The 23,520-nt window shown below is 69.8% G+C and carries 23 protein-coding genes and 1 pseudogene; 17 read left to right on the top strand and 7 right to left on the bottom strand.

All coding sequences use genetic code 11. The annotated features are described in order from the left end of the window. Nucleotides 1-79: 79 nt before the first annotated feature. Both U9979_RS20340 and cofC read right to left on the bottom strand, forming a co-directional pair. Nucleotides 80-2,290, bottom strand: coding sequence for an RNA degradosome polyphosphate kinase (locus tag U9979_RS20340; RefSeq protein ID WP_322780637.1), 2,211 nt, complete (start codon nucleotides 2,288-2,290; stop codon nucleotides 80-82). 126 nt (nucleotides 2,291-2,416) lie between these two features. After that, nucleotides 2,417-3,064 (bottom strand): annotated as a pseudogene (gene cofC, locus U9979_RS20335) (2-phospho-L-lactate guanylyltransferase); the annotation flags it as partial. Nucleotides 3,065-3,274: 210 nt separating this feature from the next. Here cofC and U9979_RS20330 point away from each other — a divergent pair. Together U9979_RS20330 and U9979_RS20325 are read left to right on the top strand one after the other, a co-directional pair. Further along, nucleotides 3,275-4,288, top strand: coding sequence for an NAD(P)H-dependent glycerol-3-phosphate dehydrogenase (locus tag U9979_RS20330; RefSeq protein ID WP_322780626.1), 1,014 nt, complete (start codon nucleotides 3,275-3,277; stop codon nucleotides 4,286-4,288). Nucleotides 4,289-4,369: 81 nt separating this feature from the next. Beyond that, complete coding sequence (locus U9979_RS20325) at nucleotides 4,370-5,494, top strand: D-alanine--D-alanine ligase family protein (protein WP_322780625.1); 1,125 nt, start codon at nucleotides 4,370-4,372, stop codon at nucleotides 5,492-5,494. 26 nt (nucleotides 5,495-5,520) lie between these two features. Here U9979_RS20325 and U9979_RS20320 read toward each other — a convergent pair whose 3' ends face one another. Together U9979_RS20320 and U9979_RS20315 are read right to left on the bottom strand one after the other, a co-directional pair. Then, nucleotides 5,521-6,018 carry a DUF3515 family protein gene (locus U9979_RS20320; protein ID WP_322750651.1) on the bottom strand — a complete coding sequence of 166 codons (498 nt, stop codon included), beginning with the start codon at nucleotides 6,016-6,018 and terminating at the stop codon, nucleotides 5,521-5,523. A 104-nt stretch (nucleotides 6,019-6,122) separates the two neighbouring features. Then, complete coding sequence (locus U9979_RS20315; protein WP_131747996.1) at nucleotides 6,123-6,356, bottom strand: Lrp/AsnC family transcriptional regulator; 234 nt, start codon at nucleotides 6,354-6,356, stop codon at nucleotides 6,123-6,125. Here U9979_RS20315 and U9979_RS20310 point away from each other — a divergent pair. After that, the gene (locus U9979_RS20310) at nucleotides 6,348-7,415 is read left to right on the top strand and encodes a thiamine-phosphate kinase (RefSeq protein ID WP_416210693.1); all 1,068 of its coding nucleotides are present in this window, start codon (nucleotides 6,348-6,350) and stop codon (nucleotides 7,413-7,415) included. The genes U9979_RS20315 and U9979_RS20310 overlap by 9 nt on opposite strands. A 92-nt stretch (nucleotides 7,416-7,507) precedes the next feature. Beyond that, nucleotides 7,508-8,371, top strand: coding sequence for a bifunctional hydroxymethylpyrimidine kinase/phosphomethylpyrimidine kinase (gene thiD / locus U9979_RS20305; protein WP_322750649.1), 864 nt, complete (start codon nucleotides 7,508-7,510; stop codon nucleotides 8,369-8,371). Here thiD and rpmB read toward each other — a convergent pair. Both rpmB and U9979_RS20295 read right to left on the bottom strand, forming a co-directional pair. Further along, nucleotides 8,343-8,531: a 50S ribosomal protein L28 gene (rpmB, locus tag U9979_RS20300; protein ID WP_013874853.1), complete on the bottom strand. Its 189-nt coding sequence runs from the start codon at nucleotides 8,529-8,531 to the stop codon at nucleotides 8,343-8,345. The genes thiD and rpmB overlap by 29 nt on opposite strands. 119 nt (nucleotides 8,532-8,650) lie before the next feature. Beyond that, nucleotides 8,651-9,364 carry a hemerythrin domain-containing protein gene (locus tag U9979_RS20295; protein ID WP_322780624.1) on the bottom strand — a complete coding sequence of 238 codons (714 nt, stop codon included), beginning with the start codon at nucleotides 9,362-9,364 and terminating at the stop codon, nucleotides 8,651-8,653. Nucleotides 9,365-9,532: 168 nt separating this feature from the next. On the opposite strand from U9979_RS20295, the gene recG reads away from it, so the two are divergent. The 9 genes from recG (at nucleotide 9,533) to mutM (ending at nucleotide 16,997) form a co-directional block, all read left to right on the top strand. After that, nucleotides 9,533-11,752 carry an ATP-dependent DNA helicase RecG gene (gene recG / locus U9979_RS20290; protein WP_322780623.1) on the top strand — a complete coding sequence of 740 codons (2,220 nt, stop codon included), beginning with the start codon at nucleotides 9,533-9,535 and terminating at the stop codon, nucleotides 11,750-11,752. Then, a complete protein-coding gene (rsmD, locus tag U9979_RS20285) occupies nucleotides 11,749-12,306 on the top strand; it encodes a 16S rRNA (guanine(966)-N(2))-methyltransferase RsmD (RefSeq protein WP_322748325.1) in 558 nt (185 codons plus the stop codon). Before recG ends, rsmD begins: the two co-directional genes overlap by 4 nt. Beyond that, entirely contained in the window at nucleotides 12,303-12,779 is a 477-nt protein-coding gene (gene coaD / locus U9979_RS20280; protein WP_322748324.1) for a pantetheine-phosphate adenylyltransferase, read from the top strand. The genes rsmD and coaD overlap by 4 nt, the downstream gene beginning before the upstream one ends. Before the next feature lie 48 nt (nucleotides 12,780-12,827). Further along, entirely contained in the window at nucleotides 12,828-13,304 is a 477-nt protein-coding gene (locus tag U9979_RS20275; protein ID WP_322748323.1) for a hypothetical protein, read from the top strand. A gap of 144 nt (nucleotides 13,305-13,448) precedes the next feature. Then, nucleotides 13,449-14,051: a YceD family protein gene (locus tag U9979_RS20270; RefSeq protein ID WP_322748322.1), complete on the top strand. Its 603-nt coding sequence runs from the start codon at nucleotides 13,449-13,451 to the stop codon at nucleotides 14,049-14,051. Beyond that, complete coding sequence (rpmF, locus tag U9979_RS20265; protein ID WP_322748321.1) at nucleotides 14,051-14,221, top strand: 50S ribosomal protein L32; 171 nt, start codon at nucleotides 14,051-14,053, stop codon at nucleotides 14,219-14,221. Before U9979_RS20270 ends, rpmF begins: the two co-directional genes overlap by 1 nt. Nucleotides 14,222-14,226: 5 nt before the next feature. Then, the gene (locus tag U9979_RS20260; RefSeq protein WP_322780622.1) at nucleotides 14,227-15,252 is read left to right on the top strand and encodes a phosphate starvation-inducible protein PhoH; all 1,026 of its coding nucleotides are present in this window, start codon (nucleotides 14,227-14,229) and stop codon (nucleotides 15,250-15,252) included. Further along, the gene (gene rnc / locus U9979_RS20255; protein WP_322780621.1) at nucleotides 15,249-16,121 is read left to right on the top strand and encodes a ribonuclease III; all 873 of its coding nucleotides are present in this window, start codon (nucleotides 15,249-15,251) and stop codon (nucleotides 16,119-16,121) included. Before U9979_RS20260 ends, rnc begins: the two co-directional genes overlap by 4 nt. A 21-nt stretch (nucleotides 16,122-16,142) precedes the next feature. Next, on the top strand, nucleotides 16,143-16,997 hold the full coding sequence (gene mutM, locus U9979_RS20250; RefSeq protein ID WP_322780620.1) for a bifunctional DNA-formamidopyrimidine glycosylase/DNA-(apurinic or apyrimidinic site) lyase: 855 nt from the start codon (nucleotides 16,143-16,145) through the stop codon (nucleotides 16,995-16,997). A 45-nt stretch (nucleotides 16,998-17,042) separates the two neighbouring features. On the opposite strand, the gene U9979_RS20245 is transcribed toward mutM, so the two are convergent. Continuing rightward, a complete protein-coding gene (locus tag U9979_RS20245; protein ID WP_322748317.1) occupies nucleotides 17,043-17,285 on the bottom strand; it encodes a hypothetical protein in 243 nt (80 codons plus the stop codon). A gap of 94 nt (nucleotides 17,286-17,379) precedes the next feature. Here U9979_RS20245 and U9979_RS20240 point away from each other — a divergent pair, with 94 nt between their 5' ends. The 4 genes from U9979_RS20240 to ftsY all read left to right on the top strand — a co-directional run bounded on the left by U9979_RS20240 (nucleotide 17,380) and on the right by ftsY (nucleotide 23,263). Then, entirely contained in the window at nucleotides 17,380-17,715 is a 336-nt protein-coding gene (locus U9979_RS20240; protein ID WP_322748332.1) for an acylphosphatase, read from the top strand. A 272-nt stretch (nucleotides 17,716-17,987) separates the two neighbouring features. After that, the gene (locus tag U9979_RS20235) at nucleotides 17,988-18,182 is read left to right on the top strand and encodes a hypothetical protein (protein WP_322748316.1); all 195 of its coding nucleotides are present in this window, start codon (nucleotides 17,988-17,990) and stop codon (nucleotides 18,180-18,182) included. Nucleotides 18,183-18,353: 171 nt separating this feature from the next. Continuing rightward, nucleotides 18,354-21,968, top strand: coding sequence for a chromosome segregation protein SMC (gene smc / locus U9979_RS20230; protein ID WP_322780619.1), 3,615 nt, complete (start codon nucleotides 18,354-18,356; stop codon nucleotides 21,966-21,968). 50 nt (nucleotides 21,969-22,018) lie between these two features. Continuing rightward, nucleotides 22,019-23,263 (top strand): signal recognition particle-docking protein FtsY, encoded by a 1,245-nt coding sequence (gene ftsY / locus U9979_RS20225; protein WP_322780618.1) that lies wholly within the window; start codon nucleotides 22,019-22,021, stop codon nucleotides 23,261-23,263. Nucleotides 23,264-23,520: the final 257 nt, after the last annotated feature.

The raw sequence follows: 23,520 nt of genomic DNA, 5'->3' as shown, positions 1-23,520 counted from the left end.
AGAAGCGAGCGAGGAGCAACCGAGAACGCGGGTGCCGACCGTGGGTCCGTCAGGGCACTCACGGCCGGCGCACCGCCGGTCAGCCGTACGCCAGCCGCAGGGACGGGCTCATCAGGTCGGTCTGGTAGTCCGACAACGGTTCCCCGTCCGGGCCGGTCGAACGCCGGTACCACGTCCCGTCCGGCTGCAGGATCCAGCCCGCCACGCCCTCGGAGAAGGCGTGGTCGAGCATGACCCGCAACGGTTCCTGGGACAGCTGCCCCACCCGCACCAGCGCCTCGATGCGGCGGTCGAGGTTGCGGTGCATCATGTCCGCGCTGCCGATCCAGCACTCCCGCAGCGAGGTGAACTCCAAGACCCGGCTGTGCTCCAGGAAGCGGCCCAGGATCGACCGGACGTGGACGGTCTCCGACAGGCCCGGGATGCCCGGCCGCAGCCCGCAGATCCCACGGACGAGGCACTGCACGGGCACGCCGGCACGGGACGCTCGGTACAGCGCGTCGATGATCTCCTCGTCGACGAGACTGTTGATCTTGAGGCGGATTCCGGACACCTGGCCCTGGCGGGCCGCCTCGCTTTCCCGCTCGATACGTTGGATAATGCCGTCCCGCATATGCTGAGGCGCTACCAGTAGTGAGCGGTACTCGGTCTGGCGGCTGTAGCCGGTCAGCACGTTGAACAGGTCGGTGAGGTCGGCGCCGACATCGGGGTCGGCGGTGAGCAGGCCGAGATCCTCGTACAGCCGCGCCGTCTTCGGGTTGTAGTTGCCGGTACCGACGTGGCAGTACCGGCGTAGTCCACCGCGCTCCTGGCGGACCACCAGACACGTCTTGCAGTGCGTCTTCAATCCGATCAGCCCGTACACGACGTGGCAGCCCGCGCGCTCCAGCTCGCGCGCCCACCGGATGTTCGCGGTCTCGTCGAATCTGGCCTTGATCTCCACCAGGACGACGACCTGCTTGCCCGCCTCGGCCGCGCTGATCAGAGCGTCGACGATGGGGGAGTCACCCGAGGTCCGGTACAGCGTCTGCTTGATGGCCAGAACGTGCGGGTCGGCGGCAGCCTGTTCGATGAACCGCTGTACCGAGGTGGTGAACGAGTCATAGGGATGGTGGATGAGCACGTCGCCCTCACGCAGCACCGTGAAGAAATCGGTCTGCTCCCCTTCGGACGCCGCGAGCCGCGGGTGGGTTCGCCGCACGTGCGGGGTGTCCTTCAGCTCGGGACGGTCGAGGTCGTAGAGCGCCCACAGCACCGACAGGTCCAGGAGCCCCCGAACCCGCATCACCTCGCGGCTGGTGACCTCCAGCTCCCGCATGAGGAGGTCCAGCAGGTTGTCGTCGACGTCGTCGGCGACCTCAAGGCGCACGGCCGGGCCGAACCGCCGGCGCGCCAGCTCACGTTCGAGAGCCTGTAGTAGGTCCTCGGCCTCGTCCTCCTCGACCTCCAGATCGGCGTTGCGCGTGACCCGGAACAGGTGGGCGTCCACCACCTCCATACCTGGGAAGAGCTGCGAGAGGTGGGCGGCGATCACCTCCTCCAGGGGGATGAAGCAGACATCGCGGTCGTCGGACTCCAGCCCGCGCGCTTCCAGGCGCCTGCTGTCGTGGCGCGGGTGGTCCGGCTCGACGCGGATCAGCCGGGGCACGTTCTGGGGAACCTTCACCCGTGCGAACCGCTCGGCATCCCCGCCCGGGGTACGTACCGTGACCGCCAGGTTGAGCGACAAGCCGCTGATGTAGGGGAACGGGTGCGCCGGGTCCACCGCGAGTGGCGTCAGGACGGGGAAGACCTGCTGGTTGAAGTACGCGTGCAGGCGGTCCTTCTGAACCTCGGTCATGTCGCTCCACAGGCGGATCGTGATGCCGGCGTCCGCCAGAGCGGGCGTGACCACGTCGCTGAAACACCGGGAGTGACGTTCGTAGAGTTCAGTCGCTGTTCTACTGATCAGGTCAAGCTGCTCGCGGGAGGTGAGGCCGTCGGCGGAGAGCACCGCGAGCCGGGTCGCTTCGCGGCGCATCAGGCCGGCGACGCGGACCATGTAGAACTCGTCCAGGTTGCTGGCGAAGATAGCCAGGAACTTGGCGCATTCGAGCAGTGGCGTGGCCGGATCCTCGGCGAGTGCCAGTACGCGGGCGTTGAAGTCCAACCAGGACTTCTCGCGGTTGATGAAACGGTCTTCGGGAAGATCGGACGGCGTCGGTGGCCGGGGCGCCTCCAGCGGTTCAAGCAGGGCGCTCCGTGGTTTACGCTGCGGCTGTTCGGATCGGTTCACCACCAGCTCGGTCATGCCCTCGATGGTGCCAGTCTCCGGTGGCAGGGGCAGGTGCGAGCGACGATTAGGACCCGTACAACGAGCCTGGGACAGTCCAGAGCCGACGCTTGCGTCAGCCGCTGGGGCCGTCAGGATATCGCGGGTCCGTGGGCCGACGCCCAGACGCAACGCGTCCCGTAGGTCGTCGAGCGTGTCCACGTCACGCCGCAGGCCGGGCACTGACCGGCCGAGCGGCGTGGTCAGGTCCCGGGCTCCCGAACGGACGTGTGCGGCCCGGCTCGCCGGGCCGAACCGGGGTGCGAGCGCCGTGCCGGGCGCGGCGGCGAGCATGACCGTGCCGGTACCCTCCGCATCCGCGACCATGGCCCGGCGCTTGGGTGGCACGGCCAGCAGCGCCGCCCGCAGCTCGGCCGGGCGCAGTGCCGCGAGGTCCGCGGACATCGCCGCGACGCCGGCGCCGGGCCACCGCCGCGCGGCCTCGGCCGCACCGTGGGTCAACGCCGCGTTGAGACCCGTGTCGGGAGTGTCAGGGATGATCACTACCCGAGCGTCGATGTCGGCGATATCCGCGATGTCGGCGATGCCCGCGATGCCGGCCCGCGCCGTGCGGTCGTTGGTCACGACGACGACGGCCACCACCACATCATGATCAATATCTCTGGCCGCGGCGACCGTGTCCTGAGCCATCGCGAGCGCGAGAGCCGCACGTTCGGGGTGGGCGAGCCGGCTCTTGGCCGCAGTCAACCGCTTGACCGGAACAATGACCACCCAGGTCGGGTCGGGCGTCATCTCCGGAGTAGCGCGGGTATCACGTCCTGACCCTACGACATCCGTGGCGGCGTGGCGGCCGGTCCCGGCATCTCCCGGCGGTCGCCGCGATGGTTACCGTCTGGCAACGGTCTAGTCATCATATGGTCACTACATGGTTGACGCTGAGACACGATCGGACCCGGCCTGCGAGCACCCGACTGGCGAGCACCCGGCCGGCGGGCGATCCGTGTGACGAGAGCGGCTGTTCTCTGCGCCGGATCCTGGGGGACGGTCTTCGCCAAGGTGCTCGCCGACGCCGGGGCCGGGGTCACGCTGCTGGCGCGTGCGCCCGACATCGTCAAGGCGGTGAACCACCATCATGTCAACCCCCGCTACCTGCCCGGACTCACACTGCCTGACCAGGTCAGCGCCACCGGGGATGTCGCACACGCGCTCCGCGGAGCCGATCTGGTCGTGCTCGCGGTGCCGTCCCAGGCCCTGCGTGGCTGCCTGGTTCGCTGGGCGCCACTGGTCCCGCCGTCCGCGGTGTACGTGAGCCTGATCAAGGGCGTCGAGGGCGAGTCCCGCCGTCGGATGAGCGAGGTCGTCAGCGAGGTCACCGGCGCGGGTCCGGACCGGATCGCGGTGGTCAGCGGCCCGAACCTGGCGGGTGAGATCGCGGCCGAGCAGCCGGCGGCCACCGTCGTGGCGAGCCGCTGCGAGCAGACCGCGATCGATCTGCAGGGGGCCTGTTGGACGTCCTACCTTCGCCCGTACACCAACTCCGACCTGGTCGGCTGTGAGCTCGCCGGCGCTGTCAAGAACGTGATCGCGCTGGCCGCGGGCATGCTCGAGGGAATGGGGTTCGGCACCAATTCGGTCGCCTCCCTGATCACCCGGGGGCTGGCCGAGACGGCCCGGCTCGGCGTCGCCATGGGCGCCGATCCGCTGACGTTCGCCGGCCTCGCCGGCCTGGGTGACCTGGTGGCCACCTGTTCGTCGCCGTTGTCGCGCAACCGCACCTTCGGTGAGAAGCTCGGCCGTGGCATGACCCTGGCGACGGCCAGCATCCAGCAGGTTCAGATCGCGGAGGGCGTCCGCTCCTGCCGGCCCATCCTGGGTCTGGCCCGGTCACTGGGCGTCGCAATGCCGATCACCGAGCAGGTGGAGCGGGTCATCTACGAGGGCCTTGCGCCGATGGACGCGGTCAAGGAACTGATGAGCCGCGAACCAGGCCGCGAGCACCGCGCCCCCAGCGCCTGAGCGATCACCGGAGCCGTCGCCGCCGGTTGCGCGGCGTCGGGGTCACGGTGAGGCGGCCGAGCATCGGTTAGGGTCCGGTCCATGCCCGGCACCGCGCGCAGGATCCGGATTGCCGTCATCTACGGCGGACGCAGCACCGAACACGCGATCTCGTGCGTGTCCGCCGGCAGCGTGCTGGCGGCCCTGGACCCGCGGCGTTATGACGTTGTGGCCGTCGGTATCACCCCGGACGGCCGTTGGGTGCTCGGTTCGGGTGATCCGGCGGCGCTCCAGGTCCGTTCCGGCGTGCTGCCGAGCGTCGAGGGCACCGGGATACCGGTGGCCCTGCCGGGTGACCCCACCGCGGGCGGCCTGCGGAGCCTCGGTCTCGGCGAGGACGGCCTGCGGAGCCTCGGTCTCGGCGAGGACAGTCTCGGCGAGGTCGACGTCGTGTTCCCGTTGTTGCACGGGCCCTTCGGCGAGGACGGCACCGTGCAGGGGCTGCTGGAGATGGCCGGCGTGCCCTACGTCGGCTCCGGCGTGTTCGCCAGCGCCGCGGCCATGGACAAACAGCACATGAAGACCCTGCTTGCGGCCGCGGGGCTGCCGGTGGCGCCCGTGGTGGTGCTGCGCGGGGGACAGACCATCACGGCATCCGACCGGCAACGGCTGGGCCTGCCTGTGTTCGTCAAGCCGGCCCGGGGCGGCTCAAGTATCGGCATCAGCCGGGTGGACGCGTGGGATGACCTGGAGACCGCGCTGAAGGCGGCCCGCGCGGTCGACCCGAAGGTGCTTGTCGAAGCCGCCGTCGCCGGCCGTGAGCTCGAGTGCGGGGTGCTGGAGGGCCTGGCCGGCCGCGAGCCTGAGGCGAGCGTCCCGGCCGAGGTGACGGTGACATCCTCAGCCGGGTTCTACGACTTCGACGCCAAGTACCTGTCGGGAGCGGTCCGGTTCGACGTTCCGGCCGACATCCCCGTCGCCGTCGCCGCCAGGATTCGCGAAGTTGCCCTGCGCGCGTTCACTGCGCTGGACTGCGCGGGTCTCGCGCGGGTGGACGTCTTCTTGTGCCCGGACGGTTCGATCGTCGTCAACGAGGTCAACACCATGCCCGGGTTCACCCCGACCTCGATGTTTCCGCAGATGTGGGGTGCCAGCGGTCTGGACTACCGGGCGCTGGTGGACCGGCTGATCGAGTCGGCGGTACGTCGCGGCACCGGGCTGCGGTGACTGGGCGGCGGTGACTGGGCGGCGGGTCAGGCGACCGTCGCCCTGGTGGCGTCGCGGACCGGACCGGCGAGCGTGACCAGGACGTCGAACGCCTGCACGGACGCGGGCAGGATGAGCACGACCTGGGGACGTCGGGTCGGCGTGGAGTAGCGGACGCTGGCACCGCGATCCTCGGCGAACCAGCCGACGTCGTCGACCACCGCGAGGGTCACGTCCGGTCGATAGCCCGCAGCGACCCCGGGAACCCCGCACGACAGGACCGCGGGCGGGGAACCCCAGGCGGCGACGAACGGCGAGGCCGGTCTGACCTCGCGCCGACCCAGACCCGCCCCCAGTGAGGACGGCAGGGCCGCAACGAGGTTCACGCAGGCGACCCGTTCGCTGCCGGCCGGGTCGGGCGCCAGGGTGACCGTGACCGGACCCGGGGAGCCCGCGCAGGATGTGACTAAAATCACGATGATGATGACACTGGCTCGCATGATGGCCGGGATCGAGATCCTGGCCATCATGCGAGTGACGGACACCCGTCGGATCAGGGCGGGGGAGTCCGTGATCCGTGCACGGCCCACGCCACCGGTTCGGGCCGCCGGCAGCGCGAAGGGCCATGATCGCACCGCCGTCGGCCGGGTCAGAAGTGAACCACCGGACACGTCAGGGTCCGGGTGATGCCATCGACCGCCTGCACCCGTGACATGACCAGTTTTCCCAGCTCATCGACGCTGGCGGCCTCGGCGCGCACGATCACGTCGTAGGGGCCGGTGACGTCCTCTGCCTGGGTGACCCCGGGGATCTGTTCGATCTCCTTGGCCACCGAGGAGGACTTTCCAACCTCAGTTTGGATGAGGATGTACGCGTGGACCACAGACGCTCCCTCGTCGGACGCCGACAACCCGTCGCTCAGAACAACGGGCCGACAGAAGGTAACAGGCAATCGGCCCTCGTGAGTGTCTCTGACGCAGGGGAATTTGGTCTGATCGCCCGTGTGGTGACCCGGTTGGGGGCGCCTGGCCCACCCGCGGGTCCTGGCGACGACGCCGCAGTGGTCCCGACACCCTCGGGTTCTGTGATCGCCACCACAGACCTGCTGGTCGAGGGGCGGCACTTCCGGTTCGACTGGTCCTCCCCGTACGACGTGGGCCGCAAGGCCGCCGCCCAGAGCCTCGCGGACGTGGCGGCGATGGGAGGCACGCCCACCGCGCTGCTGATCGGGCTGGCCTGTCCACCGTCCACTCCGATCGAGATCGTCGACGGGGTGGCTGACGGTCTGCGTGACGAGTGCGCGCTGGTCGGCGCGGTCGTGGTCGGCGGTGACATGGTCAGTGCGAGCGAGGTATGCCTGGCCGTGACCGCGCTGGGGGAACTCGCGGGCCGTACGCCGCTGACGCGGGCCGGCGCACGGCCGAGCGACGTGGTGGTGCTCGCCGGTACGGTGGGCCGCTCCGCCGCCGGCCTGGAGCTCCTGCTGGCCGGTGTGCGCGATGGTCCGCTGGTGGCCGCCCACCGCCGTCCGTCGCCGCCGTATTCGGCCGGACCTGCGCTGGCACATGCGGGGGCCAGCTCGCTGGTGGACGTCAGCGACGGGCTGCTCGCCGATCTCGGGCACGTGGCAGGCGCGTCCGGGGTCGTGTTCGAGGTGGATGTGGCCGCACTGAGGGCACTCGTTCCCGGTGTCGAGGTGCGACACCTGCTCACCGGTGGCGAGGACCACGGCCTGGTCGGGACGCTGCCGGCGGGCGTGGACCCGCCGCCGGGGGTGGCGGTGATCGGCAGAACGCTCCCGGTCGGGTCGGCCGGCGGCCGGCCAGAGGTGCGGCTCGTCGGGGAGGGTATCCCGCCGGACCTGCGCGGCCCGCACCGCGACGGACCGGCGCCGGATGGTACCGCGGGCCCGGCACGGGGCTGGGACCATTTCAGCCACTGAATTCAGCTGTTGATACTGATTCAGCTGTTGATGCGGCCGGGTTCGCGCATAGCGTGGCGCCCGTGTCCCCGTCCACCAGGATTCCGCCTGCCATGGTCCTGCCCGCTGTGTCCCCGCCCCGGGTGTTGACGATCGCCGGCTCCGACTCCGGCGGCGGCGCCGGCATCCAGGCCGACCTGAAGACCATGGTGGCTCTCGGCGTCCACGGGATGAGCGCCCTGACCGCGGTGACGGCCCAGAACTCCCTGGGGGTGCACGGGGTGTGGGACCTGCCGGCCGACGCCGTCGTCGCGCAGATCCGGGCGGTCGTGGACGACATCGGTGTCGACGCGGTCAAGACCGGGATGCTGTCGTCACCGCGGATCGTGGCGGCCGTGGCAGCTGAGCTGGCAGACCTCGCCGACGGGGGTGTTGCGGTCGTGGTCGACCCGGTCGGGGTGTCCAAGCACGGCGATCCACTGCTCGCGCCCGAGGCCGTCGATACCGTCCGGACCCGGCTACTGCCGGTGGCGACCGTGGTGACCCCGAACCTGGACGAGGTGAAGCTGCTCACCGGCGTCGCCGTGCACGACGAGGACGACATGCCGGCCGCGGCCCGGGCGGTGCTCGCCCTCGGGCCACGCTGGGTGCTGGTGAAGGGCGGTCACCTGCGCGGCGACGCCGTGGACCTGCTCACCGACGGCAGGCAGACCGTCCTGCTCCGGGCACCACGACATGACAACCGGCACACGCACGGCACCGGTTGCACCCTCGCGTCCGCGGTCGCGTCGTTCCTGGCCCGCGGGTCGGACGTACCCGACGCGGTGCGGGCGGCCAAGGCCTACGTTACCGGTGCGGTGGCGGCCGGCTTCGCGCTCGGCGCCGGCATCGGCCCGGTCGACCACGCCTGGTCCTGGCGCAACGCCGCCGGCGCGCCGCCGACAGCTGCTATGCCCTGGTCACCTTGCCGGCCTTGATGCAGGAGGTGCACACGTTGAGGCGCTTGGGCGTCTTGCCCACGAGCGCGTGCACAGTCTGGATGTTGGGGTTCCAGCGCCGCCGGGTGCGCCGGTGGGAGTGGGAGACCGACATACCGAAGCCCGGCCCCTTGCCGCAGACGTCACACACCGAAGACACGAGAACACTCCGCCGGAAGAAGGTGATGATGATGCCGCGTGTGCGGCAGTCTCCCGAGGCTACCCCACCGGCGTCCCGTCACCGTCGTGGGCCTGCTCCGCACCGATGAATGATCGAGGTCAGCCGAAGACGAGGCGATGTCTGCGGTCGTAGTATCGGCCGAACAGGCGCAGCGCGAGGCGGAACAGCCAGGGCGCCTTCGCGGTGACCCGGGCGACGTCCGCCGGGTCCGCGGACCGGACTGTCGACGGGATGAGTACCCACAGGTCACGCATGGGCAGATCGCGGTCGGCCAGTTTGTCCCAGCGGGTGAAATCCCGTGCCGACATGTGCGCGAGAATCACCGGGAAGACGATCCGTTCCTCCGCCGCGATGTGCCGTTCCAGCATGTCGCGCAATGTCTGCGCCACGCCGGCCAGATCCGTGCGGGCAGCGGTGGAGGCGGGGTCGGCGGCCAGGCGTCGGACCGTCGCCCAGAGCTCGTCGATGACCGGGGCGGCGTCGGCGTGGTCGCGGGTCAACGGCGTGAGGTCGGGGCAGTCCGGTGCGCAGGCGCTGATGAGAGGCCAGCCGAGCTCGTCCTCGGCCCGGTGGTGGCGGTGCAGGTCATCGACGAACACCCGGGCGAACGTCCGCAGGGTGCGCGCCTGCCGGGCCGTGAACGGGCTGCCGTCCCTCGCCAGTCGTCGCCCGAGCGTGGCCAGCTCACCGGCCTCGCGCACGATCGCCCGGTGGGTGAGGCGGTAGAGCTCGAGATCTGGTTCGGGATCGCCGGGGAGACGGGGCTGCACGGGGAACGGAAGACCATGTGGGCTCGGAACGGTCTGTGACATTCCAGCGGCCTCTCATCACTGATTGTTACATTTTTGCGGTCTTTTTTGGCCTACGACCAGAATGGACGGTATGTGACCTTCGCGACAGCCGGTCGGCGATTGTCCCGGACGGATTCGAGTGGGTGTGGGGTCGCAAAGTTGTCGGTGCCGTCGGGCAGGATCGAGGGTGTGATCGACCAGACGACGCGGCTTCGGGACGTGCTGGGAGAGAAAACGGCGATCATGCTCGCCGATGCCCTCGGCCTGGAGACGGCCGGCGACCTGCTCGCGCATCTGCCCCGCCGCTATGAGGAACGCGGCGAGCTGACCGATCTCGCGAACCTGACGGTCGGGGAGGTGGTGACCGTGCAGGCGCAGGTCGTCAGCGCAGAGCGGCGTCCGATGCGGGAGCGCCGGCGTTCCATGCTGACGGTCACGGTGACCGACGGCCGGCACAGCCTGCTGGTGGTGTTCTTCAATCAGGTCCGGCAGACGCGCGACCTGCGCAGCGGCGTCACCGCGCTGTTCGCCGGCAAGGTGGAGGAGTTCCGCGGTCGGCGGCAGCTGACCAATCCCGAGGTGCAACTGCTCGACGCCGAGATCGCCGATGCGCAGGGGTGCGACGGCGCGGAGGGCTTTGCCGGCGGCCTCGTCCCGATCTATCCGTCGGCAATGAAGATCCCCAACTGGACGATCGCCAAGTGCGTGCGGATGGTCCTCTCCGATCTCACCGAGATCGAGGATCCGCTCCCCGCGGCCATCCGGTCCGAGCACCGGTTGGTCGGGCTGCTCGACGCCTACAGTCTGGTTCACCAGCCGTCATCGTGGGCGGACGTCACTCGCGGCCGGGCCCGGCTCAAGTGGGACGAGGCTCTCATCCTGCAGGTCGCGCTCGCGCAGCGTCGGTTCGACAACGAGCAGACCGCGGCGACCGCACGGCACGCCGGGCCTGACGGCCTGCTGGCCGCGTTCGACGCGACAGTGCCGTTTGCGCTGACCGCCGGGCAGCGCACGGTCGGCGAGACCATCGCGACCGAGATCGCCCGGCCGTTCCCCATGCACCGGCTGCTGCAGGGTGAGGTCGGTTCCGGCAAGACGGTGGTGGCGTTGCGGGCCATGCTCACCGCCGTCGACGCGGGCGGTCAGGCGGTACTCCTGGCGCCCACCGAGACGCTCGCCGCCCAGCATCTGCGCAGCCTGCGTGACCTGCTCGGTCCGTTGGGGCGGGCCGGCGAACTCGATGCCGCGCCGGGTGCGACCAGGATCGCCCTGGTGACGGGTTCCCTCGGGTTGAGGGCGCGGCGCGAGGCGCTCGCGGCCGTGGCGGACGGCAGCGCCGGTCTGGTGGTGGGCACGCATGCGCTCCTCGAAGAATCGGTGACCTTCCGCGACCTCGCTCTGGTGGTCGTGGACGAGCAGCACCGTTTCGGGGTCGAGCAGCGGGACGTGCTGCGGTCCCGGTCCGACCGCCCGCCGCACCTGTTGGTGATGACGGCCACGCCGATCCCGCGCACGGTCGCGATGACCGTCTTCGGTGATCTGGAAGTCTCCACGTTGACCGAGCTTCCCGCCGGCCGCTCGCCGATCGCCACCTTCGTCGTGCCCGCGGCCAACGAGGTCTGGACGGACCGGATGTGGGGCCGCATCCGGGATGAGGTCGCCGCCGGCCATCAGGCATACGTCGTCTGCCCGAGGATCGGCGAGGACCCCGCCGACCCCGACCCCGCTGGCCCCGACCCCGACGCCGACGCCGACGCCGACGCCACTGCCGACGGCGCGACCGAGGGCGGGCGCCGGCCGAGTGCCGCCGTTCTCGATGTGCTCCCCGCGCTGCGGGATGTGGAGCTTGCCGGGCTCCGGGTCGCCGCGCTGCACGGCCGTTTGCACCCGGAGGACAAGGACCGGGTCATGACGAGGTTCGCAGCGGGGGACATCGATGTTCTCGTGGCCACCACAGTGATCGAGGTCGGGGTCGACGTGCCCAACGCGACCGTGATGGTCGTGGCCGATGCCGACCGTTTCGGCATATCCCAGCTGCACCAGCTGCGCGGCCGGGTTGGGCGTGGCAGCGCGCCGGGATGGTGCCTGCTGTACACCGACGCCGAGCCTGGGTCGCCCGCCTGGGAGCGTCTGGCCGCGGTGGCTGCCACCTCCGACGGTGCGCAGCTCGCCCGGCTGGACCTCGCGCAGCGGCGCGAGGGCGACGTGCTGGGCGCGGCCCAGTCCGGTGGCCGCCGGGCCCTGCGCCTGCTGGAGCTGCTCAAGGATGAGGACCTCATCCTGTCCGCGCGGGACGAGGCTACCGCCCTGGTACGCGCCGATCCGGAACTGTCGGCGCATCCGGGCCTGGCCGCGGCGCTCGCGGCGACGCTCGACGAGACCACAGCCGCATATCTGGAGAAGGGTTGACCAGGATCATCGGCGGTGTCGCACGCGGGCGGCCCATCCGGGTGCCGCCGGGGGAGCGGACCCGTCCGACATCCGACCGGGCGCGGGAAGGTCTGTTCAACACGCTTGCGTCGATAGTGGAGTTGCGCGGCGCGCGGTTCGCCGATCTCTATGCCGGCAGTGGCGCGGTCGGGTTCGAAGCGCTGTCGAGGGGGGCCTGCCACGCCCTGCTGGTCGATCAGTCGCAGGTTGCCGTGCGGACGCTGCGCGCGAACGCGGCGACCCTCGGGCTCGTCGGTGCGGAGATCGTCTGCCAACCCGTCCAACGTGTGGTGGAGGCCACACCGGGGCATGCTTTCGACGTGGTGTTTCTAGACCCTCCGTATAATCTTTCTGACGTAGCGTTGACGACCGTGCTTACTCGCCTGCATTCCCATTCCTGGCTGTATCCGGATGGTCTGTGCGTGGTGGAGCGATCGCGCCGCAGCGAGCCGCCCGGGTGGCCGGATGGCATGGTTACTGTACGTAATCGGACGTACGGCGAGGGGGTCCTCTGGTACGGTTCTGGATCATGAGAAAGGCTGTCTGTCCCGGTTCCTTCGACCCGGTCACCAATGGTCACCTTGACATCATCGGTCGTGCCAGCCGGCTCTTCGACGAGGTTGTCGTAGCCGTGCTCATCAACAAGAACAAGGCCAACCTCTTCACGGTGGACGAGCGGATCGAGCTGATCCGTGAGGCGGCGCGCGAGCATTCCAACGTGGTGGTCGAGTCCTCCCACGGCCTGCTCGTCGACTTCTGCCGCGCCCGCGGTATCCAGGCCATCGTCAAGGGCCTGCGGGCCGTCAGCGACTTCGACTACGAGCTGCAGATGGCGCAGATGAACCACTCGCTCGCGGGCGTCGAAACCCTGTTCATGAGCACGAACCCGCAGTACGCCTTCCTGTCGTCAAGCCTGGTCAAGGAGGTCGCGACCTACGGCGGGGACGTGTCGGGGCTGGTGCCGGACCTCGTGCTCAAACAGTTGCGCGAGCGTCTCGCGCAGTAGCCGTGTCACTCCCGGTAATGGAGGGCGTACCGTCATAGTCTGCCGCCTATGGCAGATCTCCATGGTGCCCTCGAGGCGATTGTCGCCATGGTCCTTGATGCGCGGGGAATCCCGCTGTCGGCGTCCTGCATCCTCAACCGTACCGAGCTGCTGACCGCGCTGGAGGACCTGCGCGGTCAACTGCCGGCGGAGATCGCCCAGGCCAGGCGAATTCTGGCTGAGCGGGACGGCATCCTCGACGACGCACGCCGGGAGCGGCACCGGATCGCCACCGACACCGACATCGTCCGCCGGGCCGAGGCCGAGGCCGAGCAGATGCTGACCCAGGCGCGGGACGCGGCGGATGCCGCGCGGTCGGAGTTCGACACCTATGTCGACGGGAAGCTGGCGGCCTTCGAGGTGATCCTGTCCAGGACTCTGGCCTCGGTTACCCGTGGCCGCGCACGATTGGCCCCCCCGCCGCCCGGCCCGCGGGACCGCGATGATCGAATCGCTGCCAGTCTGGACGATCGGATAGACTGGTAGTCTGTGTCGGATTGGCGGGCAGCCGGCTTGACGAACAACCGGATCTGCGCGTACCTGAATCATCAACCTGTGACGTTCAAGCAACCTGTGACGTTCGAGAATTGTGAATCCAGTATTTTCGTGGCAACTACAGACACTCCACCCATGACCGTGCCGCCATCGCGCCGCCGGAGCCCCCGTGGTCCGCTCGTGCTCGACATTCGCGAGCTGAGCCGTCGCGCGGGTTCGATGAAGCACGTCGTGACCCGGGTGCCGGCACCCGCGGGGCTGGGGACTGAAATGATCAATGTCCCGCCGGGCGCGCTCATCGAGTTGGACCTCCGGCTGGAAGCCGTGATGGAAGGTGTGCTCGTCAGCGGCACTGCGTCCACGCCGTTGGCGGGTGAGTGCTCGCGTTGCCTCGACCCGTTCGAGGACGAGGCGACGGTCGACATCCGAGAATTGTTCTACTACCCGGACAGGGTCGTGGACAACGCCGATGATGACGACTGCCAACAGGTCGTCAACGACCATCTCGATCTCGTGCCGGCGCTGCGTGACGCACTGGTACTCAGCCTGCCGCTGTCGCCCTGCTGCCGGCCGGACTGCGCTGGTCTGTGCGTTGACTGCGGAGCGCGACTGGACGACCTTGAGCCCGACCATACCCATGAACGGGTCGACCCTCGGTGGGCAGCACTGCCATCGCTGGTCGAGAACCCATCGCAGGTCGAGAACCCGGCAGCGATCGATAATAAGGAGAAGGACTAGTGGCCGTCCCGAAGCGTCGGACCTCGCGCAGCAACACCCGCTCCCGGCGGGCCCAGTGGAAAGCGAAGGTCCCAGCCCTGGCCACGTGCCCGCGTGGTCACGTGGTCCGGCCGCACACGGTCTGCCCGACCTGCGGCCGGTACAACGATCGACAGGTCATCGACGTCTAAGTGGTGTGACACACGTAGCGGTCGATCTACTCGGTGGTGATGGCGCACCGGCATCGGTCGTCGACGGCGTGCGGCGTGCGCTCGTCGCTGACCCGACCTTGGCTGTCAGCCTGGTCGGCCCGGCCCGGACCGCCGAGCCGCTGATGCGCGCGTACGGTCTGGAAAGCGGGGACCGGCTGCGGATCGTCGAGGCGTCCCATGCGGTCGGTCCCGACGCGGACGCCGTCCGTGCGGTGCGGTCGAGGCGGGACGCCACGGTGCGGGTCGCGGCCCGCCTGATCAGGGATGGTGCCGTCGACGCGATGGTGTCGGCTGGTCCGGCGGCCGCGGCTGTGGCCGCGGCGGCGTTCACCCTCGGTCCGCTTCCCGGGGCCAGCAGGCCTGCGCTTGCCGTGGTCGTCGACGCTTCGCCTGGGGCGGCGGTCCTGCTGGATGCGGGCGCGGTCACCGACGCCGGCATCAGCGCCGACCAGCTCACCCAGTGTGCGGTCACCGGATCGGTCTACGCCACAATCTGCCTACAGGTGGCGCGTCCCAGGATCGGGCTGCTGTCCGCGGATCCGGGCCATCCGGCCCCGCCGGCTCATCCGGACCGATCGCGTGGGGGCACCGGTGTGTTGATGAACGCCGGTGAACTCATCACCGAGCTGGGGCTCGACTTCGTCGGTGGCGTCGGTGCAGCCACGGTCGTGGCCGGTGGCGAGGTTGACGTCGTGGTCAGTGACGGTTTCACCGGGGCGGTCCTGGTATCGGGTCTGCGGGCGGTTGTGCAGGCTGTCGGTCAGCCAGCGCCTGTTGGTCAGCTACCGCGAGCGTCGCCGGGGTGGCATCTGCGGGAGGGGACATTCGTGGTTGGTGTCGACGGGATCGTGGTCGTAGTGGATGGTCGGTCCGGCCAGACCGCGGCGGGAGTCGCGTTCGCGATTGCCGATGCGTCCGCCGCGGACCGGGCCGGCTGGGTGTGCCACCAGCGCGCGGCCCTCGCCGACCTCGTCACGCACCGCCGGGTCCGCGCCGGGTTGTCGGCATGACCCGCGGCGTGGCGCTGCCGGCGCCCAGGGACGGCCTCGTGACCGCCCTCGGTGTTCCGGTCGACGTCGACCTGCTCGAACGGGCTCTCACGCACCGCTCCTACGCCTACGAGCAGGGTGGCCTGCCGACCAACGAGCGGTTGGAGTTCCTCGGCGACTCCGTCCTGGGTCTTGTCGTCACCGACGCCCTGTTCCACCGCCATCCGGACCTGCCCGAGGGGCAGCTCGCCAAACAGCGCGCGTCCGTGGTCAACATGCGTGCCCTCGCCGAGGTCGCCCGTGCTCTGGGGGAGCACGGCATCGGCCCGTACCTGCTGCTGGGCCGCGGTGAGGAGAGCACCGGAGGTCGGGACAAGGCGAGCATCCTCGCCGACACCCTGGAGGCGCTGATCGGCGCAGTGTACCTATCGACCGGTGGGTTGGGCGGCCTGCAGGTCGCGTCCGAGTTCGTCCACCGCCTGTTCGACCCGCTGCTGGACGTGGCCGCCGGTCGGGGCGCCGGGCTGGACTGGAAGACCTCGTTGCAGGAACGGACCGCACTGCTGTTGCTGGGCCCGCCCGAGTACGAGGTGGACGAGTTCGGACCGGACCATGCCAAGCGGTTCGTCGCCCGCGCAGTCGTGGCCGGGGAAGTCCTCGGCCACGGTGATGGCGGGAGCAAGAAGGAGGCCGAGCAGCGTGCCGCCGCCGCGGCCTTCCAGACGTTGGAGGAACGGTCGGCCGACCCGCGTGACCCAGACGAGTCGAGTCGTGACGACGATCCGGTGGACAGCGGCCCGGTGGACGGCGATCCGGTGGACGGCGATCCGGTGGACGGCGGCCCGGTGGACGGCCGATCCGACACGCCGGTGCGCACGGGTAACCGCTGACCGGCCGTCGAGCGCGTCGCGATGCCCGAGCTTCCCGAGGTCGAAGTCGTCCGGCTCGGTCTTGAACGGGCGTTGGTCGGTCGGACGATCGCGACCGTCGCGGTCGCGCACCCCCGGGCGGTACGGCGTCATGCCGCGGGGGCCGCTGACTTCGCGGCGGTGCTTGCGGGCCACACGATCGTCGCCGCGCGTCGGCGCGGGAAATATCTGTGGTTGGAGCTCGGCGGCGCCATGGCGCTGCTCGGTCATCTCGGGATGAGTGGTCAGCTTCTGGTGGTGCCCGCGGACAAACCCCCCGAGACCCACCTCCGAATCCGCTTCACGTTCTCCGACGCCGGTCGGGAACTGCGATTCGTCGATCAGCGCACCTTCGGCGGTCTCGCGGTCGTCCCCACCGGCGCGGGTGTCCCGGAGCCGATCGCGCATATCGCACTGGATGTCCTCGACCCGGGCTTTTCCGATGCCGGGTTCATCGCGGCCATCGGCCGGCGCCGGACCGGAATCAAACGCGCGTTACTTGATCAGAAGTTGGTCAGCGGCATCGGCAACATCTATGCCGACGAATCCCTGTGGCGGGCGCGACTGCACTATGCGCGTCCGACCGAGACCCTGACCCGCGGTGAGCTCGGCCGGTTGTTGGACGCGGCACGTGAGGTCCTCGTCGCGGCGCTGCGCGCGGGCGGGACGTCCTTCGACTCGCTTTACGTGTCGGTCAACGGTGTGAGCGGCCTGTTCGACCGCTCGCTTGAGGTCTATGGGCGGACCGGCCAGCCGTGCTCGCGATGCCAGACGCCGGTCCGCCGGGACGCCTTCATGAATCGGTCGAGTTTCACCTGCCCACGCTGTCAGCCACGGCCGAGAAACGCCCGTTGGTAGCTTCCCCCGGACGGCGGCGGAGCCGCATTCCGGGGGAAACGTTCTTTACAACTTGCCGCCGGGGATGTTCGGTACCGCGGTCTGAGTGGGACCGGAGGTGCGGGGTGGGGCGTAGCCCGGCTCGATGATCTCGGTTGGGGCGGCTGGCGCCGGTGCCGGTGTGGCACTGCGGAGGCCCTGGGTGCTGGCCTGGGGCACCGGCAGGATGCCGGCGTCCTGCCGAACACTTTGGCCGCAGCCGGTGAGCGACAGCGTCGCCGGGATGACGATGGCGCTGACCAATATCATCATGGCATGCCGGCTGCGGGGAAGGCGCACCCGGAACCGACGGGATCGAGGAGAAGGCATGGTATCCACAATGGCTCGGTACCCTATCGTGCCTATGCGCGATGTTCCCGTAGAGCCGGCAGATCGTGATGATCATGATACGTCGGCCGGGTCCGGCCCGCCGGCCCGCCTGACGGCGTGGGTGTCAGGAACGGTTCAGGGGGTTGGCTTTCGGGCCTATGTCCGGTCCCGCGGGCGGCGGCTCGGTCTGGTGGGCTCGGCGACCAATCTCACCGACGGTCGGGTCGAGGTCGTCGTGGAGGGCCCGCGAGCGGCATGCCAGGCGCTGCTGGAGATGCTGCGGGCCGGCCATACGCCGGGTGTGACGACCCAGGTGACCTTCTCCTGGTCGCACGCACAGGGCGATCTGTCAAATTTCACCCGGAAATGAGCCGGATCGACGACCGGTCGGCCGACGGCCCGCCGAGGACCAGCTGACGATCGGCTGGCGACCAGCCGACGACCAGCCGACGACGAGGTGTCCTCATCTCGACAAAATGCCATCGGCTGCCGCCGGGGTATGGCATCGTCTTGACTTTCGGCCACTTGGCGTGCGATCCTGAGTTCATTGTCTGGCGCGTCGTGTGATCTGTTTCGGTTCCATCGACCAGGTCGCAGCGCGCCCCGCACCCGCTCGGTCACTCATCGTGGAGGACCACCATCATGGCGAAGGCCCTTTTCGGCCACGTCGGCTCTGGCAACGATATTCGTTTGTCGTATGAGGTACGCCGACTTCGTGCACGTGTAGCAGAACTGGAAGATGAGCTCGCGCGTTCCCGTGCTCTTAACGATGCACTTGAAGGCGTTGATGTCTCTGACGAACTTCGCGCGCTTGAAGCAGAGCCCGCGCTGACCTGATCCTCCCGAATCCGTAGCGGGAGTTAAGGGACGTTTCTCCTTGTGGGGAACGTCCCTTCGTGCTGCCAGGGCCCCATTCGCCGAATCAGGCGCCTGGCGGGCGGTATCGTTGCTGTCTGATCGTCCGTCGGTGCCAGCGGCCCGCGTCCACTCCGACAGCTCCGGAGACAGGTGCATCTCAAGAGCCTCACCCTGCGGGGTTTCAAGTCGTTCGCGAGTTCGACGACCCTGCACCTCGAACCCGGCATCACCTGCGTTGTGGGGCCGAACGGCTCCGGTAAGAGCAACGTCGTCGACGCGATGGCATGGGTACTCGGCGAGCAGGGTGCGAAGGCACTGCGTGGCGGGACGATGTCGGACGTCATCTTCGCCGGCACACCGTCGCGCCCACCACTGGGCCGTGCCGAGGTTCTGCTCACCATCGACAACACCGACGGCGCCCTGCCCATCGACTACAGCGAGGTGACGGTCGGTCGCCTGATGTTCCGTAGTGGTGAGAGCGAATACACGATCAACGGGAGCACGTGTCGGCTGCTGGACATCCAGGAGCTCATGAGCGACTCCGGAATCGGCCGTGAGCTGCACGTCATCGTCGGTCAGGGCCAGCTGGACGCGGTATTGCACGCCCGTCCGGAGGACCGGCGCGCCTTTGTGGAGGAAGCTGCCGGTGTCCTCAAGCACCGTAAGCGCAAGGAAAAAGCCCTGCGCAAGCTGGAGGCGATGGCCGCCAATCTCACTCGCCTGACCGACCTGTCCGCCGAACTGCGGCGCCAGCTGGGTCCGCTGGGTCGGCAGGCGGAAATCGCCCGCAAGGCCGGCGTCATCCAGGCGGCGGTGCGTGACTCGCGGCTGCGCCTGTTGGCCGACGACATCGTCATGGCGCGTGGTGGCATCGCGTCCGACATCAGGGACGAAGAAGCGCTGCGGAGCCGTCTCACCACGGCCGGGCGTGCCCATACCGACGGTCAGCAGCGTGAGCAGGTCCTGGAGGCCGAGCTTGCCGCGGTGACCCCCCAGGCCGTCGCCGCAGGCGAGGTGTGGCATGCCCTGGCCTCCCTGCGGGAACGCATCCGGGGTACCCGGTCACTTGCGGCCGAACGGGTCCGGCTGCTGCGCTCCGGCGCGGAGGAACCTCGCGGTGGGCGAGACCCCGAACAGCTGGAACAGGAGGCGGCGGCCGTCCGGGAGCAGGAGAATGCTCTCGGTGTGCGGTTGGATGCCGATCGCGACAGTCTCGCTGAGGTCGTCGCCCGCCGGTCCGAGCTTGAAGCCGCGCTGGCCGGTGAGGAAAAGGCGCTCATCGCTGCCGCGCGAGAGGCGTCGAGCCGGCGGGAGAACCTGGCCCGGCTGGCCGGACGGGTGGAGGCCGCGCGGTCCCGTGCCAGCAGCGCCGAAACTGAGATCGTCCGGATGTCCGAGGCGGTGGACGCCGCTCGATACCGCGGCGGCGAAACGAGCGAGCAGCGCGTCACTGTGAGCTCGGAGCTCGCGCGGATCCAGACGACCCGCTCCGAGCTGGCGTCGAGGCACGCCGAGGCCGTGGCGGTCCATGCCGAGGCCACAACGCGGTTGGAGAGTCTGCGTTCGCAGGAGCGTTCCGCGGAACGCGATCGGGCCTCCTGGCAGGCCCGGCGAGAGGCTCTCACCCTGTCGCTGACGCCGAAGGACGGCGCTGCCGCGCTGCTGGACGCCGCTGCCGCCCAGCCGGACGGACCCACGGGACCCACCGGACCCACGGGACCCACCGGTGTCCTGGGCCGCCTTGCGGCTGTGCTGACGGTCGAGCCGGGGGCCGAGGCCGCCGTCGCAGCCGTACTGGGTCCGGCCGCCGACGCCGTGGCGGTCGGCGCCGTCGAGGATGTCAGCGCCGCGTTCGAGTGGCTGCGCGCGGTCGACGCGGGGCGGGCGGCACTGCTCGTCGTCGACGGGTCCGGTGTTGACGGGTCCGGCGTTGGGGCGCCCGGTGCAGATCCCACCGCGGCCCTGCCACCTGACGCGCGTCGCGGTGGGGTTCGGGCCGCGGACCTCGTCCGGGTCAGTGACCCGCGCTATGCCGCGGGGGTGGCGCGGCTGCTTGCCGCCACCATGGTTGTCGCCGACCTCGCGGTCGCCCTTGACCTCGTCCGCGCGCATCCCGGCATCCGGGCGGTCACCCGGTCCGGTGACGTGATCGGGCCCGGATTCGCCATCGGTGGCAGCGCACGCGCGCCCTCCCTGCTGGAGCTGCGGGCCGCGGCGGACGAGGCGGAGTCCCGGATGCTTGAGGCCGCCGCCGACGGTGAACGTGCCCGTGGGGCCATTGCCGCGGCAGGCGAGGAGGTGAAACGGGCCCGCGGCGGGATCGACGACGCGTCGGCGGCGCTGCACGGCGCGGACGCCCGCTACCGGGCGTTGTCCGAGCAGCTGTCCCAGCTGGAGCGGGTGAACCGGTCGGGGGCCGCGGAGGTCGAACGTCTCGAACGCGTCCGGATACAGGCTGAAACCGCCCGTGACCAGGCATACGGCGCTCTGGCCGAGCTGGAGGCGACGCTGGCCGCGACATCGTCGGAACCCGACGTCGGGGAGAGGTCACCGGAGCAGCGGGACCGGCTTGCCGCCGCGACCGCGGCCGTGCGCGGCGAGGAGGTCGAGGCCCGCCTAGCGGTGCGTACCAGCGAGGAACGGGCCCGGGCGCTGGCCGGCCGTGCGGACGCGCTGGTGCGGTCCGCCGCGAACGAACGGGCCGCGCGGCTGGCGGCGGCCCGGCGACGGGAGATCCGGGAGCGGCAGGCGACCGTTGCCGCGGCCGTGGCCGACGCCGCCGGTCACGCCCTCGCGGCACTGGAGCACTCCCTGGTCGCCGCCGACACCGAACGCCGACGCGTCGACGCGCTTCGCCGGCAGACCGAGTCCGATCTGACCGCGGTCCGCGAACAGGTCCGGACACGGGCCGCCGAGCTTGCCGCGCTGCGCGATGACGTCCATCGCGACGAGCTCGCCCGCGCGGAGAAGCGCCTGCGGGTGGAGACGCTGGAGACCAAGGCGTTCGAGGAGCACGGCATCGCAGCCGACGATCTTGTCAACGAGTACGGACCGCACGTTCCCGTGCCGCCGGACACCCCCGACGGCGAGACCGTCGCGTTCGATCGGGCCGAGCAGTCGGCGCGGGCGGTCGCGGCCGAACGGCAACTCGCCCGGCTGGGTAAGGTCAACCCGCTCGCGCTTGAGGAGTTCGAGGCGCTGACGGAGCGTGCGTCGTTCCTGTCGACGCAGCTCGACGACATCAAGAACACCCGTCGTGATCTTCTGCTGGTCGTCGCCGAGGTCGACGAGCGGGTTCGGGATGTCTTTCGCGCGGCGTTCGAGGACACTGCGCGTGAGTTCGAGATCGTTTTCGCGACGCTGTTCCCCGGTGGTGAGGGCCGGCTCGTGCTCACCGATCCCGATGACATGCTCACCACCGGAATCGAGGTGGAGGCGCGGCCACCGGGCAAGAAGGTCAAGCGTCTGTCGCTGTTGTCAGGCGGTGAGCGTTCGCTGACGGCGATCGCCCTGCTGCTCGCGATCTTTCGCGCCCGGCCGTCGCCCTTCTACGTGTTGGACGAGGTTGAGGCCGCTCTTGACGACCGCAACCTCGGTCGGCTGCTGGAGGCGTTGGAAGGTCTGCGGGAGAAATCTCAGTTGATTATCATCACCCACCAGAAACGGACGATGGAGATCGCGGACGCGCTCTACGGTGTGTCGATGCGTGGGGACGGAGTCACCACGGTGATCAGTCAGCGGCTCCGGGAACGCGCTTCGGCCTGAACACGCTTCGGCCTGAGTAAGCCACCGTCTGGTCTGTCAGGATCGGAGGCGTGGAGTACGTCCTCATCATCATCGCGATCGTCGTGTTCGGTCTTGTCGCGTCCGCCGGCTTGGTGCTGGGCACCCGGCGCCGACGTCGAATCCCGCCCACCCGCGCCCGGCCGCATCCGGGCGTGGACTACCGGCCCGGGGTGGGTGACGACGCCGAGATCCCACGGGACACACCCCGGCGGACGGTCGAGACCGTCGATATCCCCGAGGCTGAGGCTGAGGCTGAGGCTGAGGCTGAGGCTGAGGCTGAGGCCGAGGCCGAGGCCGAACTGTACGAACTGGAACTCGAACGGGAAGCCCAACTGGAGGTACCGGCCCCGGCCGCGGGCCGGTTGGTCCGCCTGCGGGAACGGCTCGCGCGGTCCCAGAACAGCCTGGGCCGCGGCCTCCTGCTGCTGTTGTCGCGGGACAACCTTGATGACGAGGCCTGGGACGACGTCGAGACGACCCTGCTGGTCGCCGATGTGGGCGTGATACCTACCCAGGAGCTGGTCGCGTCGCTGCGCACGAAGGTCAAGGTTCTCGGCGCCCGGCGGCCTGAGGATGTGCGTGCGCTGCTGCGGGACGAGCTGCTCGCCCAGATCGGTACCAGCACGGACCGCACGCTGCACGCGGCCGCGGACGGCCGGCCCGCGAACATCCTCGTTGTCGGGGTGAACGGCACCGGTAAGACCACGACCTGCGGAAAAATTGCCCGTCTGCTGGTGGCGGACGACCGCACGGTGGTGCTGGGCGCGGCCGACACCTTCCGGGCCGCCGCCGCCGACCAGCTGGAGACGTGGGGGAGCAGGGTCGGCGCGCAGACGGTGCGCGGGGCCGAGGGTGGAGATCCGGCGTCGGTCGCCTTCGAGGCCGCCAAACGAGGGATCGGTGTCGGAGCGGACGCCGTGGTAGTGGACACAGCCGGGCGCCTGCACACGAAGGCCGGGCTCATGGACGAGCTCGTCAAGATCAAACGTGTGGTGACCAAGATCGGTCCCGTGGACGAGGTTCTGCTCGTCCTCGACGCGACGACCGGGCAGAACGCCGTGGAACAGGCCCGGGTGTTCACCCGGGCGGTGGACATCACGGGCATCGTGCTCACCAAGCTCGACGGGACCGCCAAGGGTGGCATCGTGATCGCGGTCCAGCGGGAACTCGGCGTGCCGGTGAAGCTGGTCGGTCTCGGGGAAGGGCCCGACGACCTCGCGCCGTTCGATCCGGAGGCATTCGTCGACGCGCTGCTGGGGGATCCGACGAACTGACCGGGGCACCCCTGACAGAGCGTCGTCGGGGCCCACGCTGTGGCCACGGGGAGTCTCTTTCACCCGGCGTCGCGGCGACCTACAGTGCCAAGGTGGGGTTCGGACCCCGGCCGGACCCGGTGGCCGGGCCGTGATGTCCGGCGAGGTGTACCCGCCGTCCTCGATGGGGAGGGCGGTGATCGCTGCAGGTTTGCACCGTGATCACCGTGTGGGCGTACCTCGTCGGGCTGTCCGCAGCGCTGTCCCGGTGCGTACCC

This window comes from Protofrankia sp. Cas4 (genome assembly GCF_963555915.1).
Taxonomy (GTDB): domain Bacteria; phylum Actinomycetota; class Actinomycetes; order Frankiales; family Frankiaceae; genus Protofrankia.
This window is presented reverse-complemented; position numbering and strand designations above follow the sequence as displayed.